This is a genomic window from Brachybacterium sp. P6-10-X1, assembly GCF_001969445.1.
In the GTDB taxonomy this organism is placed as follows: Bacteria; Actinomycetota; Actinomycetes; order Actinomycetales; family Dermabacteraceae; genus Brachybacterium.
The window spans coordinates 3825980-3841846 of record NZ_CP017297.1 but is presented as its reverse complement, the minus strand read 5'-3'; the positions used below and the strand labels follow the sequence as shown (position 1 = coordinate 3841846).

Sequence of the window (15867 nt, the reverse complement as noted above, 5' to 3'; positions counted from 1 at the left end):
TATCGTCACCGCCCGGGGGCCTCCGCGTCCACTCCGGTGCCTCGGGATCATCCGGTGCCTAGACTCGGTCCCATGCCCCGCGTGCTGCACACCGCCCAGGCACTCGTCGACGTCGTGGTCGAGGTGCCCGCCCTGCCGCCGCCCGGCGGGAACACCAATGCGACCAGCGAGACCCGCTATGCCGGAGGGGCGGCCACGATCCTGGTCGCCGCCGCCCGCACCGGGGCCCGCGCCGTCCACGGCGGGGCGCACGGCACCGGGGCGAACGGGGACCTGGTGCGCGCGGTGCTCGCGGCCGGCGGGGTCACCCTCTCCGCCGCGCCTCGTCCGGACTCCGACACCGGATCCTGTCTCGTGTTCGTCGAGCCCTCCGCCCAGCGCAGCTTCGTGTCCATCTACGGCGCCGAGCGCGAGATCACCGGGGACTCGCTGGCGACCCTCGCCCCGGAGCCGGGCGACCTGCTGTGCGTCTCCGGCTACACCCTGTTCGACCCCACCCGTGAGCCGCTGCTGGAGTTCCTGGAGACCCTGCCCGCAGGCGTCGAGGTGGTGCTCGACCCCGGCGAGCCCTTCGCCTCCTTCGACCGCGAGGTGCAGGACCGGGTGCTCGAGCGCACCACCGTGTGGACCTCGAACGCCGACGAGGCCCGCGCCCTGACCGGCCTGGACAGCCCCGAGGACACCCCGGAGGCTTTGCGGCGCCGCATCGGCAGCCATGCCGCGGTCATCGTGCGCGACGGGGAGCGCGGCTGCATCGTCTTCCACCACGGCCGCGGCACCGAGATCCCCGCCTTCCCTCAGCTGGCCGTGGACACCAACGGGGCCGGCGACACCCACACCGGCGTGCTGCTGGCCGAGCGGGCGCTCGGCGCGGACTGGGAATCGGCGGCCACCCGGGCCAACGCCGCCGCCGCGATCGCCGTGACGCGCAAGGGCCCCGAGAGCGCGCCGACGCGTGCCGAGGTGGATGCCTTCCTGGCGTGAGCTCCCCCTGCCGTAATCTGGCCACATGGATACCAAGGGCGAGGTCCGGCAGTTCCTCACCGCCGCGCGAGGCCGCGTGTCGCCCGAGCGGGCCGGGATCGCGACGTACGGCGTGCGCCGCGTCCCCGGGCTGCGCCGCGAGGAGGTCGCCCAGCTCGCCGATGTGTCCATCGCGTACTACACGCGGATCGAGCGCGGTGACCTGCGCGGAGTCTCGGAGAGCGTGCTGGTGGCCCTGGCCCGTGCCCTGCAGCTCGACGAGGCCGAACGCGCTCACCTGCACCACCTCGCGCGCGCCGCCGGCGGCAGTCCGCGTCGCCCGGTGCGGGCCGACGACTGCGTGCCCGAGCGCGTCCAGCAGCTCATCGAGACCATGCAGGACCTGCCGGTGATCGCCTCGAATCATCTGCGCGATCCGCTGGCGTCCAATGCACTGGGGCGCGCACTGTTCCCGCACCTGTTCCCCGTCGATGCGGCCCCGGTGAACACCGCGCTGTACACCTTCCTCGATCCGCGGGCGCGCACCTTCTACCCGGAGTGGGAGCCCGTCGCCCGCGGCGCGGTCTCGAACCTGCGGCTGACCCTCGGCCAGCATCCTGACGACGAGGAGCTCAAGGCGCTGATCGGTCGACTCGCCGGGGAGAGCTCGGAGTTCCGCGCCTGGTGGGTCGACCAGACCGTGCGCACGCACACGCACGGGGCGAAGCGGATCGCCCATCCCGTGGTCGGCGAGCTCACCCTCACCTACGAGGTGCTCCAGGTGCCCTCGGCCCCCGGGATCCGACTGGCCGGCTACCTGGCCGAGCCCGGGACCCCGGACGCAGACGCCCTGGACCTGCTGCGCAGCTGGACCGCGCAGCCCGCGGCCGCGGAGACGATCCCCGGGGGATACCAGCGGTGACTCCCTCGCCGGGGCGTGCGCGCCTACGGTCGAGGTCATGAACACTTTCACCCTGAACAGCTCCGTCACGATCCCCTCGATCGGACTCGGGGTCTTCCAGACCGCGCCCTAGGACACGGAGGCCGCGGTGGGTGCGGCGCTCGACGCCGGATACCGCCATCTCGACACCGCCGCCGCCTACGGCAACGAGAAGGAGGTCGGGCAGGCATTGCGCGCCTCGGGGATCGACCGCAAGGACGTCGTCGTCGAGACCAAGATCTGGATCAGCGACTATGGCACCGAGGAGACCCCGCGCGGCATCGAGAAGAGCCGCGCGAAGCTGGGCGTGGATCAGATCGACCTGCTGCTCCTGCACCAGCCCCTGCCCACGGACTTCGACCGCACCCTCGCCGCCTACCGCGCCCTCGAGGACGCGCTGTCGACGGGAACTGTGCGCGCGATCGGGGTGAGCAACTTCCTGCCCGAGCACCTCTCCGACCTGCTGGAGCACACCCACGTGGTACCCGCCGTCAATCAGATCGAGGTCCACCCCTATTTCCAGCAGCGCGAGCTCGAGGCGATGAACGCCCGCCACGGCATACTCACCCAGGCCTGGTCCCCGATCGGAGGGATCACCTCGTACGGCGGTGGTCAGCGCCGCAGCTTCGACGATCCCACGCTGCACGAGATCGCCACGGCGCACGGAGCGACAGCAGCCCAGGTCATGCTCGCTTGGCACCTCCAGCAAGGTCGCCAGGTGATTCCGAAGTCGGTGCACGTCGAGCGGATCCAGGAGAATCTCGACGCGCTGAACCTCGAGCTCACCGCCGAGGAGCTGGCTCGGATCGACTCGCTGGAGACGGGAGTGCGCAGCGGACCGGAACCGGCCTCGTTGACACTCGCCGAGCACGGTCGGCCGATTCCTGAGGCCTGAGGAACCTCGGTGATGCGCTTCCTCGTCCCCTCGACGGCACTGCTGTGGGGGCTGCAGTTCGCCTTCCTCAACCCGGCCCTCGCGCTGGTGCTGACGACGCTGTTCGGCGCCACCACCAGCGAGCTCGGCTGGGCGCTCGCGCTGTACAACGCCAGCGCCCTGATCGCGACGACGATCATCCCCGCCCAGGCCGACCGCACGGGCCGCTACCTGCGTCCGATGCTGGTCAGCGCCGTGCTGACGATCCTCCTGTCGGCGCTGCTCGCGCTGGCCACCTCGCTGCCGCTGGCCGTCGTCGCCCTCGTGGTGCTCGGCGGCCCGGCCGGGGTGGGCAGCACGCTGCTGTTCGCCCATCTCCGCCATGCCGGGGCGGACAGCGCCCAGATCATCAACACCCGTGCGCTGTTCTCGGTGGCATGGGTGGCGGGCCCGCCGGTCGCGACCTTCCTCATCGGGGCCTTCGGCGAGCGCGCCGCCCTGCTGGCCATCGCCGTCACCGCGGCGCTGAGCTTCGCCGCCACCGCCGTGCTGCAGTCCGTCGGCCCCCGTGCGATGCCCGAGGACAGCACGACGGCTGACCCCGACCCCGGCCCGCTTCCCGGGCGCACCGGGGTGGTGGTCATCGTGATCGGCTTCGTGCTGCTACAGGCCGCGAACGCGAGCGCCATGTCGTTCATGACCGTCTACGTCACCCAGTCGCTCGGGCTCGACGTCCTCTGGGCGGGCGTCGCCCTGGGCGTCGCCGCGGGCCTCGAGATCCCTGCGCTGCTCCTGCTGGGACGGTTGTCGAAGCGATTCTCGGCGCAGCGGCTGATCATCGTCGGCTGCGCCGTCGGCGTCGTGTACTACGTGCTGCTGGCCGCGGTGCAGTCGCCCGCCGGGCTGATCGGGATCCAGCTGCTCAACGCCTGGTGCTTCGCGACGATCGCGGGCACCGGGCTGACGCTCTTCCAACGGATCATCGTCCGTCCCGGGCTCTCCACCAGCCTGTACATGAACGCCCGGCGGGTGGGCGCGATCCTGTCCGGTGGGGTGATCGCCTTCGGGTCGATGACGACGCTGGGCCAAGCGGGGATCTATCTGGTGTGCGCCGTGCTCACCGCCGCAGGGATCGCGGCGATCGTGCTCGCCCATCGCGGTGCTCCGCGGACGGTGAGCGCGTGACCAGCCCCCCTTCAGCCGGCGCTCCTACGCTGTCGAAGTCGGCGAGAGGACGCAGAGCATGGACGCCACCACCTTCCACGACTTCCACGCCACCACCATCGACGGGGAGCGCCAGGAGCTGAGCAACTACCGCGGGCGGCTCGTGCTGGTCGTCAACACGGCCACCGAGTGCGCCTTCACCCCGCAGTTCCGGGGCCTGCAGGACCTGCAGGACCGCTTCGGCGCACACGGCTTCACGGTGCTGGGATTCCCCTCGGACCAGTTCCATCAGGACCCCGGCAGCGACCAGGACACCCGCGACGCATGCGCCGCCACCTACGACATCACCTTCCCGCTGTTCGCCAAGGCCGACGTCAACGGGCCCGACGCCCTCCCGCTGTGGCGATGGCTGCGCGAGCAGAAGGCGGGGGTGATGGGCGGGCGCATCGCCTGGAACTTCACCAAGTTCCTCATCGCACCCGACGGCCGGGTGCTGCGCCGTTGGGCCCCGCCGGTGCCCCCGGCCCGGATCGCCCGTCGGATCGAGACGGAGCTGGACCTGCGCTGATCCGCGGCTCCCGCACCGGGCTTGGTAGCGTGGCTCACAAGACCTGTCCATCTGAAAGGGGTCCTCATGGAAGGCGTCGTCATCTTCCTCATCATCGCCGTCGTCGTCATCGTCGTCCTGATCGTCCTGGCAGCACTGCTGTTCGGCGGTCTGCGCACATCGCTGATGTTCACGGTCCACTCCCGCGAGGCGGTGATCGTCGAGAGGTTCGGCAAGTTCCGCCGCGTCGCGTCGGCCGGCCTGAACTTCAAGGCGCCGTTCATCGACAACACCACCCGGCCGATCTCTCTGCGCGTCCAGCAGCTCGAGGTCAACATCGAGTCCAAGACGAAGGACAACGTGTTCGTCACGGTCCCGGTGGCGGTGCAGTACGTGATCAAGGAGGAGCAGGTCGTCGACGCGTACTACAAGCTGTCGAACCCCGAGGCGCAGATCCGCTCCTATGTGTTCGACACCGTGCGCTCGGCCCTGTCCGCCCTCGAGCTGGACCAGGCCTTCGAGTCGAAGGACGACATCGCCCGGAGCGTCGAGCAGACCCTGTCGGCCCGCATGGCGGACTTCGGCTTCAACATCATCAACACCCTGGTCCAGGACATCTCCCCGGACTCGCGGGTGCGCGATTCGATGAACTCCATCAACGCCGCACAGCGCGACCGCGTCGCGGCGCAGTCCCTGGCCGAGGCCGACAAGATCAAGCGCGTCACCCAGGCCGAGGCGGAGGCCGAGTCCAAGCGCCTGCAGGGCGAGGGCGTCGCCGCCCAGCGCAAGGCGATCGCCCTGGGCATCGCCGAGCAGTACGAGATGCTGCGCAAGGTCGGCATCGAGAACTCCGCCGAGCAGCTGCTGCTGATGACGCAGTACTTCGACACCATGCAGGACGTGGCCCGCAACGGCCGCTCCAACGTGCTCTACCTGCCCTCGAACCCCGGCGCCGTGGGCGGCATGGGCGACGAGATCCGTACCGCCATGCTGCAGGCCCAGGCCGCGCACGAGGCCGAGAAGGACGGCGAGGCCACCGACGCCCGCATCTCCGCCGCACAGCTGCGCGAGCAGGAGCAGGAGCGCGCCGAGCGCGCGCGCGCCGAGGCCGAGCATCGTTCGCGCGACGCACAGCGCGAAGCCCAGCGGTCCTCGGACGACACCCCGCCGTGGGCGCACCCGGGGTCCGCGGACCAGTCCTGACGCGGGATCACCATCGGTGCTGCGGGCCCGTCTCCGACACGGAGGCGGGCCCTTAGTCCGTTCTGAGCAGCCTGGCCGTCGACTCCCGCTCGATGAACCGCCACGGGAAGGCCCAACCGTCCGCGATCTTCTCCCCGCTGCGTGCCGCGTCGGCGAGCGCCGCGAACACCTCGCCGTACTCCGCGCCCGAGGTCCCCAGCGTGCTCAGCGGGACAGGTCCCGTCGCCGCTTCGGAGATGTCACCGCGGCCGACGACACCGACCGTGCGCCCCACATCGATCCCCCGTCGTGCGCACTCGGCGCAGACCTGGATCGCCAGCCGGTCGCTCGAGCACATCAGCACGACGGGGTCCGCGGGTCCCGCAGTTTCCAGGGCCGCCCAGTCCAGCGCCGAGAGGTCCGCGCTGATCCCGTAGTCGACCTCGAGCGGCCGTGACGCCACCGCTCCTCCAGCGACCGCCTCGAGCCGGCGCCGGGCCGGATCCGCGAAGTCACGGTCGAGCGTGCCGCCCTCCGGCGAGGACTCCTTGAGCAGCACGAATCGTCGCACTCCCCGGCTCTGCAGCTCCCCGACCGCCTCAGCCGCGGCCGCGCCGTACCCGTGGCGCGCCGTGGGCACGCCGGCGAACCCCTCCTCCGCGAAGGCGACGACGGGGATCGGACATTGTACGAATCGGGTGGACAGCTGCTCGTCCTCGACATGGACGGTGAAGCACGCGTCGACGGCGCGGCGGTCAAGGAGGTCGACGAAGCGCCGGAGCACCTCGGGATCCGGGGCCCCGGGGAAGACGACGAGGTCGATGTCCTGCCGCGCCAGCTCTCGCTGCGCCATGTCGATCAGACCCTCGCGCCACGGATTGCTGGGAGCGGAGACCAGGGCGCCGATCAGCCCGGTCCGCTGTCGACGCAGAGCCCGGCCCGCCCAGTTCGGGCGGTATCCGAGCTGCTCCATCGCCGCTTCCACCGTGGCACGGGTCTCGGCGTTGCCCCGCCCGCTGCGATCGGCGCGCCCGCTGAGGACATGGGAGACGGTTGCGGTCGAGACACCGGCGAGACGCGCGACGTCCGCCTGCGTCGGCCGCCTCCGGCCTGCGCCGCGCGAACCACCTTTCACCGGGCTCTTGACAGGATCGCTCACGCCCTCCATCGTAGGCCATGGTTAATCGAAATACCACGGTACTTCGGCGATGCGAGGAGGCATCCATGTCCGACAACGATCCGCGTACCACCATCCCTCGACGCTCCGTCCTCGGCGCCACGGCCCTCGTGGCCGCAGGGCTCAGCGCCTGCTCCGTGGAGACGGGAACCGATTCCGGAGCGGACGAGAAGACGTCGAGCGACTACACCTTCGACTTCGATGCCGACGCCACGGAGTCCACCCAGCTGGCCTGGATGGACTCCGGCGACCTCAAAGCGCTGTTCATCGAGCCCGTGATCACGGCGTTCGGGAAGCAGTTCCCCGAGATCAGCACCACCTACGACGGGTCGGGATGGGAGCAGGTCAACCAGGTCGTCCCGCTCGGGATCCGCAACGGCTCCGCCCCGGACGTCTTCGCGCTCCCCCAGAACGTGCCGCCGGAGACGGCGATCGGCCAGAGCTGGGTACAGCCGCTGGAGGAGGTCATCCCCGATTTCGAGCAATGGCGGACCGGGTTCCCGGAGACCGCCCTGATCAACGGCATCCATATCTTCGACAGCGCGGTCTACAGCTTCCCGCTCAACTCGACCCGCCGCCTGAACATCACCCAGTACATCTCCCACGAGGCGGCCGCCGCGGCGGGCGTCGACGTCCCCGTCGAATCGGTCGCGAGCTGGGACGACCTGAGATCCCTGGCCGCGGAGATCACGGCATCGGGGACCCCGGGGATCCTCTCCACGGCGGACCACCTGTACTACGTGGTGGCGAACCTCGCGAACACCGCCGGGTGGCTCGGCAACTCCGAAGGCATGAACATGCGGACCGGGACCTTCGAGTACTCGGCACCGGAGTATCTGCAGGCCCTCGACTTCATCCGCTCGCTGATCGACGACGGCTCCTTCGTCCCCGGCTACCTGACGCTGAAGGACGCCGACGCCCGGGCCCAGTTCCCCACCGGCCTGGCAGGGATATCCCTGAACGGCCCGTGGGACATCATCCAGTGGGACGAGGACTACCCCGACTTCGAGTACTCGATCCTGCCGCTTCCCTCGCCGGACGGCTCGGAGTACACGATCCCGTATCGCGAGACCGGCTCCAACATGACCTGGCTGTACGCGGACTCCCCGAACACCGATGCCGCGGCCGCGGTCCTGAAGTTCATGGGGACGCCGGAGGGCCAACGAGCGATGGTCGAGCTCTCCGGCGGCTTCCTCGTCTCCACGATCGAGGAGGCGAACACGTCGGCCGACCCCTCCTTGCTGCACCCCAAGGCCAAACAGGTCACCGACATGGCGACCGATCTGATGCGCGCCTGTCCCCAGTTCGAGATCCGCAATCCGGACGCCGGCGCGGTCACGCTGCGGCTGCAGGCCGCGAACCCGGGGATCTCCGCGACCATCGAAGGCATCCTGACCGGTCAGCTGCCGGATGCCGAGGCCGCTCTCAGCGATCTCGACGCGCGGCTGACCGAGGCGATGGAGAAGGCCTTCGACGAGGCCCGGACGGACGGCGCGGAGGTCGACATCAGCGAGCTCCGGTTCCCGAACTGGGATCCCACCCGGGATTACACGGCCGACGACTACGCGGCGCTCGAGAGCTGACCATGAGCACCACTGAGCTGTCCGCGTCCCCGGCGCGCTCGGGGGGACGGACACCGCCCGCTCCCGCCCAGGGGACGCGGGCCCGCCGCCGGGACCTGGTGTGGATCTACGCGTTCATCCTGCCCGGCCTGATCCTCACCGCGATGTTCGTCTTCTATCCGATGGGGGCGTCCTGGTACTTCTCCTTCACGCAGTGGAACGGGTTCAGCGACGCCAAGCGGTTCGTGGGTCTGGCCAACTATCGCGAGCTGGTCGGAGACGGTCTGTTCTGGGGCTCGTTCGGCCGCTCGATGATCTTCGTCCTGATCGGTGTCCCGCTGCGCGTCGCGCTCGCACTGATCCTGGCCATCGTGCTGAACAACGTCGTCCGCGGCCGGTTGTCCACCTTCTTCCGCACGGTCTTCTTCCTGCCGGTCATGGCCGCGGCCTCCGTGATCGGCGTCGTGCTCACGTTCGTGCTCTCCCCCAGCAACGGCCCCATCGCGCTCTTCCTCGAGACCACGGGGATCACCGACGCACCGGTCGAGTTCCTCTCGGATCCGGGTCTCGCGCTGTGGAGCGCTCTGCTCCTGCACACCTGGAAGAACTTCGGGATGACGCTGATCTATTGGCTCGCCGCGCTGCAGACGGTGCCGGCCGAGTACTACGAGGCCGCCGAGATCGATGGCGCCGGAGCGGTCCAGCGCCTGGTGAGGATCACCCTGCCGATCCTGATCCCCTTCGCGGTGATCATCATCGTCCTCACGGCGAACGAGAACCTGCACGCCTTCGCCCTGATCCAGGCCCTGACCGGTGGCGGTCCGTACTACGCCTCCGAAGTGGTCGAGGTGTACATCTTCCGCACCGCCTTCGCCCCGGACGCCGCCGGCGGCGTGCCCCGACTGGGCTACGCCTCGGCCGCCGGATGCTTCTTCGGGCTGGCGACCCTGGTCATCGCCCTCCTGCAGGCCTGGGCTCTGAAGCTCGTCGCCGACCAGAGAGCGAGGCTCACGCGATGACCATGACTCGTTCGCCCCTCGGGACCGGGACGTCCACCACCGACCCGGACGGCCGGTCGACGCCGCCTCGCCGCCGACGCCTGAAACGCTCCGAGAAGACTGCGCTGATCGTCGCGACCGTCATCCTGCTGCCGATCGCGATCGTGTGGATCTATCCGTTCGTCTGGGTGTTCTCCAGTTCGCTGCAGTCCACGGCGGAGATCTTCGGGTCCCTGAACCCGTTCACCTCGACCCTTCGGCTGGACAACTACATCCGGGCGTGGAACGAAGCGAACATGGGGCGGTACTTCCTGAACACGATCTTCGTGACCGGGACGTCGATCGTCATCTCGGTCACCGTCAACGCCCTGCTGGGCTACGTGCTCGGCCGCTACGTCTTCCCCGGCAAGAAGCTCATCTACGTGCTCCTGGCCCTGGTGGTCTTCCTCCCCGAGGGATATACCGTGATCCCGATCTTCGACCTGATCGACAACCTCGGTCTGTCGGGGAGCCTGTGGGGCATCGCCCTGGCCGAGGCCGGCGGCGTGAGCGTGATCGTGGTGCTGCTGTTCACCGGGTACTTCGCACAGCTGCCGCGGGAGCTCGAGGAGGCCGCGAAGGTGGACGGCGCCGGATTCCTGCGCATCTTCGTCCGGGTCTATCTCCCCCTGGCGAAGCCCGTCCTCGCCACCGCGATCATCCTGCAGTTCATGCATGCCTGGAACGACTTCCTGCTGCCGCTGGTGCTCACCCTGTCCCAGCCGGACCTGCGCACACTCGCGGTCGGCATCTACAGCCTGCAGAACCAGTACTTCAGCGACTGGGGAATGATGTCCGCAGCCTCGACCATCGCCCTGCTGCCGATCATCATCGTGTTCATCGTCCTGCAGAAGTACTTCATCGAATCGTTCTCCGGCGCCGTGAAAGGATGAGCCGTCCATGATCTCCCCCCGTCCCCCACGACCGAACTTCATCCTGGTCTGCGTCGACGAGATGCGCGCTGACGCGATGGGCGCCGCCGGCAACGAGCACATCGACACCCCGAACCTCGACGACCTCGCGCGGGGCGGTTACCGCTTCCCCCGCGCCTACACGGCGACCCCCACGTGCGTCCCCGCCCGGGTCGCCCTGTTCACCGGGATGTCGCAGGAGCGGCATGGCCGCTACGGGTACCGGGAGGGCATCTCCTTCCCCGACGCCCATCCGGTCACGCTCCAGTCGACCCTGGGCGAAGCCGGGTACCAGACCTACGGCGTCGGCAAGATGCACGTCTTCCCCGACCGTGCCCGCTGCGGCTTCGACGAGGTGCTGCTGCACGACGGCTTCCTGCACACCTCCCGCCGGCTGAGCCGGGGTCCGTCGGCCGCGATCGACGACTACGTCGAGTTCCTGCGCCGGGAGACGGGCGACCCCCGCGCCGACTACCAGGAGACCGGGATCGGGTGCAATGCGATGACCGCGCGGCCCTGGGAGCGGGCGGAGCGGCTGCATCCCACGCGGTGGGTGGCCGATGAGTCCTTCCGCTTCCTCGAGCGCCGAGACCCCTCGCGCCCGTTCTTCCTGTACATGTCGTTCCACCGCCCGCACGCGCCGTTCGACCCTCCGGGGTGGCTGTGGGACAAGTACCGCGGCCGGGAGTTCCCGCCCAGGCCGCTCGGGGACTGGGTCTCCGACTTCGCCGAGCACCGCCGCGACCACGGCTCCGAGGCCGAGTTCGGCGCGCAGAAGGAGTCCACGCATCAGCAGGTGCGTGCGGGGTACTACGGCTCGATCGAGTTCATCGACCTGCAGCTGAACCGGCTGCGCGAGACGCTCTCGGACCACGACCTGACCCAGGACACGGTGATCATGTTCGTCTCCGACCACGGCGACATGATGGGCGACCACGACATGTACCGGAAGTCGGTGGGCTACGAGGGGTCCGCCCGCATCCCCCTGGTGCTGCACGTGCCGCCGCGGCTGCGCGAGGGCTGGGGAGAACCCGGTGAGGTGGAGGCGATCACCGAGCTCCGCGACGTGATGCCGACGCTGCTGGACCTGGCCGGCGTCGAGGCGCCCGACGGGGTGGACGGACAGAGCCTGCGGCCGGCCACCCACGGTGCCGCAGGGCGCGAGCACCTCCACGGCGAGCACCTGATCAGCTCGCTGGGGCGCCATTCGATGCAGTGGATCCGCTCGCGGCGGCACAAGTACCTGTGGTTCTCCGGCGACGGCCATGAGCAGCTGTTCGACCTCGAGGCCGATCCGCAGGAGCTGCACGACCTCGCCGGCTCCGCCGAGCATGCCGGCGAGCTCGCCCGGCACCGCGCGATCCTGATCGACCACCTCCGCGACCGCGAGGAAGGCTTCGTCGACGGCGAGGAGCTGGTGCCGGGACGCCCCCTGGTCTCCGAGGCCGCCCGGGTGCGCGAGCACGCGACGCTCTGACCGGCGGCGCCCGAGTGCTGTGCCGGGGTCGGCCGGGGGGCGGCCGGGGGTCGGAATGCCGTGGTCGGGAACTGGCGCCCTGGCGGGCGTCCTGGCGATATCGGCAGGACATGCGCTCCTGCGCCCGTACCCGACCATCGAAAGTCGGAGGCCGTGGCGCTCCAGGGCGGATGTGCCCGTCGGCGCGGTGCGCTGAGGTGGAGGCATGACTGGTTCCGAGGCCCCTCCTGCCCCCGACGGCGCCGCCGCCGAGGCCCCCGCGGTCGACGCCCCCGAGGCCGGCTCCTACGCCGCCGAGAAGCGGATCGGCCGGATCGCCGCCGTGACGCTCGGGTGGTGGGCGCACGGGGGCGTGCGCCTGCTGCTGGCGCTGGTGCTGATGTACTACGGCGGGGCGAAGCTGGTCCTCGGTCAGTTCGGGCTCGCTGGTCCCGGGGACGCCCTGATCACCCTGGGTGAGATGAGCCCGATGGGGCTGCTGTGGCGGATGGTGGCCTTCTCCCCGCTGTTCCAGGTCCTCGCAGGCCTGGCGGAGTTCGGGGCCGGCCTGGCGCTGCTGTGGCGGCGCACGGTGCCCCTCGGCGCCGCGATCGGCGCCGCCTCCATGTCGCTCGTGCTGGTGCTGAACATCGGCTACGACGTGATGGTCAAGACCCCCTCGCTGATCTACCTGATCCTCGCGCTGATCGTGCTGATCCCGTGGATGCCGCGGCTGGCCCGGGCGTTCCTCGGCCACGGGGAGATCCGCCGCGGGCCCGTCCCCGCCCTGATCCCCTGGCGCCCCGCCGCCCGGGTCACGAACATCCTCGGCCCGATCCTCGCCGCCGTCGTGGCGGCCGTGACCCTGTGGGCCGTCACCCAGCTGTATCCCCCGCGCAGCATCGACGAGTCGGTCCCGGCCGGGGTGTGGACCGTGCAGGAGGACACCGCGGACCCGGCCGCGCAGCTCGCCGAGGACACCCGGTGGAGAGCGATCGCCTTCGGCGACACGGTCTACGGCGAGACCTCCCCGGTGCAGCTGCGCCGGGCGAACGGCGAGCTCCTGACGGGGACCTATCAACGCACCGGGGAGGGCGCCGTCCAGCTCGAGGTGCACCCGCTGCGCGAGGAGGGCCAGGACATCCAGGAGTATCTCCAGCAGGAGACGAGCTCGCTCACGCTCTCCGTCGTCGAGCGCGAGGACGGGACCCTGCACGTGACCGGTGCGGGCCAGGACCTGGTGCTCGCCCCCGACGAGTCCGGATCGATGCTGTACGAGCGGGGCTTCAGCTGGCAGGTCCGGCCGGACGACCCGTTCAACCGCTGAGGCCGGATTCCCGGGACCTGGTGCGATCACGATGATCCAGGTAACGTTCCAGAGTGTTCGAATCCGATGTCCAGGGCGTTCCTCAACAGGCGCTGACCGGCGCGCTTCCTGCCGAGTCGCGGGTCACCGAGGTGCTCCAGGAGGCCTACGCACGCAGCGCCGGAGTCGGCGATGGACTGGTCGCCGACTACATCCCCGCCCTGGCCGAGGCCGATCCTGCCGTGTTCGGCCTGGCCCTGACCGAGGTCGACGGCACCGTGCATCGGGCCGGGGACACCGCCGCCGCCTTCACGATCCAGTCGATCTCCAAGGCCTTCGCCCTCGCGCTGGTGTGCGAGGCGATCGGGCACGAGGAGGTCCACCGAATCGTCGGGGTGAACAACACCGGACTCCCGTTCAACTCCGTCATCGCCCTCGAGCTGAACGACGGCAGTCCCATGAATCCGATGGTCAACGCCGGGGCCATCGCCACCACGGCGCTGGTGCCGGGTGACACCGCCGAGGAGCAGTGGTGGACGCTGCACGAGGGGCTCAGCCGGTTCGCGGGGCGCTCCCTCGAGCTCGACACGCGGGTGCTGGAATCCGAATCCGCCTCAAACCACCGCAATCAGGGGATCGCGGACCTGCTGACCTCCTACGACCGTCTGCACAAAGGTCCTGCGGAGATGGTCGACCTCTACACGCGCCAGTGCTCGCTGCTGGTGACGGCCGACGACCTCGCCGTCATGGGTGCCACCCTCGCCGACGGGGGCATCAACCCCGTGACCGGGGAGCGGGTCGTCTCCCCAGAGGTCTGCCGCGACACCCTGTCGGTCCTCGCCGCCTGCGGCATGTACGAACTGTCCGGGGAATGGCTGTTCGAGATCGGGCTGCCCGCCAAGTCCGGGGTCTCCGGCGGCATCGTCGCGATCGCCCCCGGCAAGGGGGCGCTCGGCGCCTTCTCCCCTCCTCTGGACCGGGCCGGGAACAGCGTGCGCGGCCAGCGCGCCTGCGCCCACCTCTCCCGCGCGCTCGGGCTGAACCTCTTCGCCTCCCGCCCCCACCCCACGAAGGACGCCGAGCATGAGTGAGCCCGCCCAGACCGCCCAGACCGCCCGATCCTCCTGGACTCCGATGATCGGCCTCTTCCTGGCCCAAGTGCTGATGTCGTTCAACGTCGCGGCGCTGCCCATCTCCCTGGGCGGGATGGTCGAGGACTTCTCGGTGCCGCCGACGGTCGCCAGCTCCACGATCGTCGTCTACGGCCTCGCGGTGGCCGCCCTGGTGATGACCGGCGCGAAGCTCGGCCAGCGCATCGGCTGGGCGCTCATCTTCCGCGCCGTCCTGGTCGTCTTCGCCGCCTCGTCGCTGGCGATGATCCTCTCGCCCACCGTGGCCTGGGTGATCGTCGGCCAGCTGCTCGCCGGAGCGGCCGCCGCGATCATCGTGCCCTCCCTCGTCGCGCTCATCGCGGAGAACTACCGCGGGGCGCAGCAGGCCACCGCCGTCGGCTCCCTGGGCTCGGCCCGTGCCTTCTCCGGCATGAGCGCCTTCCTGATCGGCGGCACCCTGGGCACCTTCGTCGGCTGGCGACCGATCTTCCTCATCACTCTGGCGCTGGCGATCGCGGTGTTCGTGCTCAGCTTCAGCCTGCGCTCCGACAAGGGGGACTCCTCGGTCCGCATCGACCTGGTCGCCTCGGTGCTGATCGGCGCCGCGGTCGTCTGTCTGACCCTGGGGTTCAACAACCTCAACGGCTGGGGCCCCCTGCGGGCGCAGGACGGCGCCCCGTTCTCGGTGCTGGGCCTCTCCCCGGCGCCGGTGCTGGTGGTGCTGGGGCTCGTGCTCGGGCAGCTGTTCTTCGTGTGGACCCGCCGCCGGATGCGGCTGGGGAAGGTACCGCTGGTGGACCTCAGCGTGCTGGGCAGCGGCCGGGAGCGCTCGGCGGTGTACGCGATGTTCATCATCGTCTCCATGGAGGCGGCCGTGAACTTCACGGTGCCGATCTACATCCAGGTGGTCCAGGGCCGCACCCCGCTGGACACCTCGCTGGCGATGCTGCCGTTCAACCTCACCGTGTTCGTCACCGCGACGCTGATCATCCGGTTCTACCCGCGGTTCGCGCCCCGGACGATCGCGCTGTTCTCCTTCGCGCTGACCACGGTGGCGCTGGTGTGGCTCTCGGCCGTGGTGACCAACAACTGGGAGACGCTGCCGACGATCCTCGGTCTGATCGTGTTCGGCATCGGACAGGGCTCCCTGGTCACCCTGGTGTTCAACGTGCTGGTCACGGCGGCTCCGAAGCACCTCGCGGGCGATGTCGGCTCGATCCGCGGCACCACCCAGAACCTGGCGTCGGCCGTCGGCACCGCGGTGATGGGCGCGGTGCTGGTGATGGTGCTCGGGGCGGGCGTCGGCCGCGCCGTCGTGGAGCACCCGGAGCTTCCCGACGAGCTGGTCGCCCAGGTGGACCTCGACCAGGTGAACTTCGTCAGCAACGACGAGCTGGACGAGGTCCTCAGCGCCACCACCGCCACGGAGGAGCAGGTCGAGGCCGCCGTGGCGCTGAACGAGGAGCAGCGCCTGCGCACCCTGAAGACGGGCTTCCTGATCCTCGCCGGGATCAGCGCGGTCGCGGCGCTGCCGGCCTCGCGGCTGCCGAAGTACGTCCCCGGCGAGATCCCCGACCCCGAGGACAGCTGAGCCGCGCTGAGCCGCGCTGAGCCGTCCGGACCGTCCCCGAACCGT

General features: G+C 70.0%; 14 protein-coding genes. 13 read left to right on the top strand and 1 reads right to left on the bottom strand.

Annotation, left to right across the window (positions count from 1 at the left end; all coding sequences use genetic code 11):
- Positions 1–72: 72 nt before the first annotated feature.
- From BH708_RS17105 to BH708_RS17080, 6 genes are all read left to right on the top strand, one after another.
- Positions 73–984: a PfkB family carbohydrate kinase gene (locus BH708_RS17105; RefSeq protein WP_076810195.1), complete on the top strand. Its 912-nt coding sequence runs from the start codon at positions 73–75 to the stop codon at positions 982–984.
- Between the two features lie 25 nt (positions 985–1009).
- Complete coding sequence (locus tag BH708_RS17100) at positions 1010–1885, top strand: helix-turn-helix transcriptional regulator (protein WP_076810194.1); 876 nt, start codon at positions 1010–1012, stop codon at positions 1883–1885.
- Between the two features lie 127 nt (positions 1886–2012).
- Entirely contained in the window at positions 2013–2798 is a 786-nt protein-coding gene (locus BH708_RS17095) for an aldo/keto reductase (RefSeq protein WP_253705376.1), read from the top strand.
- Between the two features lie 12 nt (positions 2799–2810).
- Positions 2811–3962 carry an MFS transporter gene (locus tag BH708_RS17090; protein ID WP_076810193.1) on the top strand — a complete coding sequence of 384 codons (1152 nt, stop codon included), beginning with the start codon at positions 2811–2813 and terminating at the stop codon, positions 3960–3962.
- Positions 3963–4020: 58 nt separating this feature from the next.
- Complete coding sequence (locus BH708_RS17085) at positions 4021–4509, top strand: glutathione peroxidase (protein ID WP_076810192.1); 489 nt, start codon at positions 4021–4023, stop codon at positions 4507–4509.
- 66 nt (positions 4510–4575) lie between these two features.
- On the top strand, positions 4576–5691 hold the full coding sequence (locus tag BH708_RS17080; RefSeq protein ID WP_076810191.1) for an SPFH domain-containing protein: 1116 nt from the start codon (positions 4576–4578) through the stop codon (positions 5689–5691).
- A 52-nt stretch (positions 5692–5743) separates the two neighbouring features.
- Here BH708_RS17080 and BH708_RS17075 read toward each other — a convergent pair whose 3' ends face one another.
- Positions 5744–6829, bottom strand: coding sequence for a LacI family DNA-binding transcriptional regulator (locus BH708_RS17075; RefSeq protein WP_076810190.1), 1086 nt, complete (start codon positions 6827–6829; stop codon positions 5744–5746).
- Between the two features lie 65 nt (positions 6830–6894).
- On the opposite strand from BH708_RS17075, the gene BH708_RS17070 reads away from it, so the two are divergent.
- The 7 genes from BH708_RS17070 (at position 6895) to BH708_RS17040 (ending at position 15822) form a co-directional block, all read left to right on the top strand.
- Positions 6895–8430, top strand: coding sequence for an ABC transporter substrate-binding protein (locus tag BH708_RS17070; RefSeq protein WP_076810189.1), 1536 nt, complete (start codon positions 6895–6897; stop codon positions 8428–8430).
- Between the two features lie 2 nt (positions 8431–8432).
- Positions 8433–9428, top strand: coding sequence for a carbohydrate ABC transporter permease (locus BH708_RS17065; RefSeq protein WP_083713752.1), 996 nt, complete (start codon positions 8433–8435; stop codon positions 9426–9428).
- The gene (locus BH708_RS17060) at positions 9425–10339 is read left to right on the top strand and encodes a carbohydrate ABC transporter permease (protein ID WP_216639488.1); all 915 of its coding nucleotides are present in this window, start codon (positions 9425–9427) and stop codon (positions 10337–10339) included. Before BH708_RS17065 ends, BH708_RS17060 begins: the two co-directional genes overlap by 4 nt.
- Before the next feature lie 7 nt (positions 10340–10346).
- Positions 10347–11834, top strand: a complete 1488-nt coding sequence (locus BH708_RS17055; protein ID WP_076810188.1) for an arylsulfatase — start codon at positions 10347–10349, stop codon at positions 11832–11834.
- A 205-nt stretch (positions 11835–12039) separates the two neighbouring features.
- Positions 12040–13140 carry a hypothetical protein gene (locus BH708_RS17050; RefSeq protein ID WP_076810187.1) on the top strand — a complete coding sequence of 367 codons (1101 nt, stop codon included), beginning with the start codon at positions 12040–12042 and terminating at the stop codon, positions 13138–13140.
- A gap of 53 nt (positions 13141–13193) precedes the next feature.
- Positions 13194–14210 carry a glutaminase A gene (gene glsA / locus BH708_RS17045; protein ID WP_076810186.1) on the top strand — a complete coding sequence of 339 codons (1017 nt, stop codon included), beginning with the start codon at positions 13194–13196 and terminating at the stop codon, positions 14208–14210.
- Complete coding sequence (locus tag BH708_RS17040) at positions 14203–15822, top strand: MFS transporter (RefSeq protein WP_253705375.1); 1620 nt, start codon at positions 14203–14205, stop codon at positions 15820–15822. The genes glsA and BH708_RS17040 overlap by 8 nt, the downstream gene beginning before the upstream one ends.
- Positions 15823–15867 lie beyond the last annotated feature (45 nt).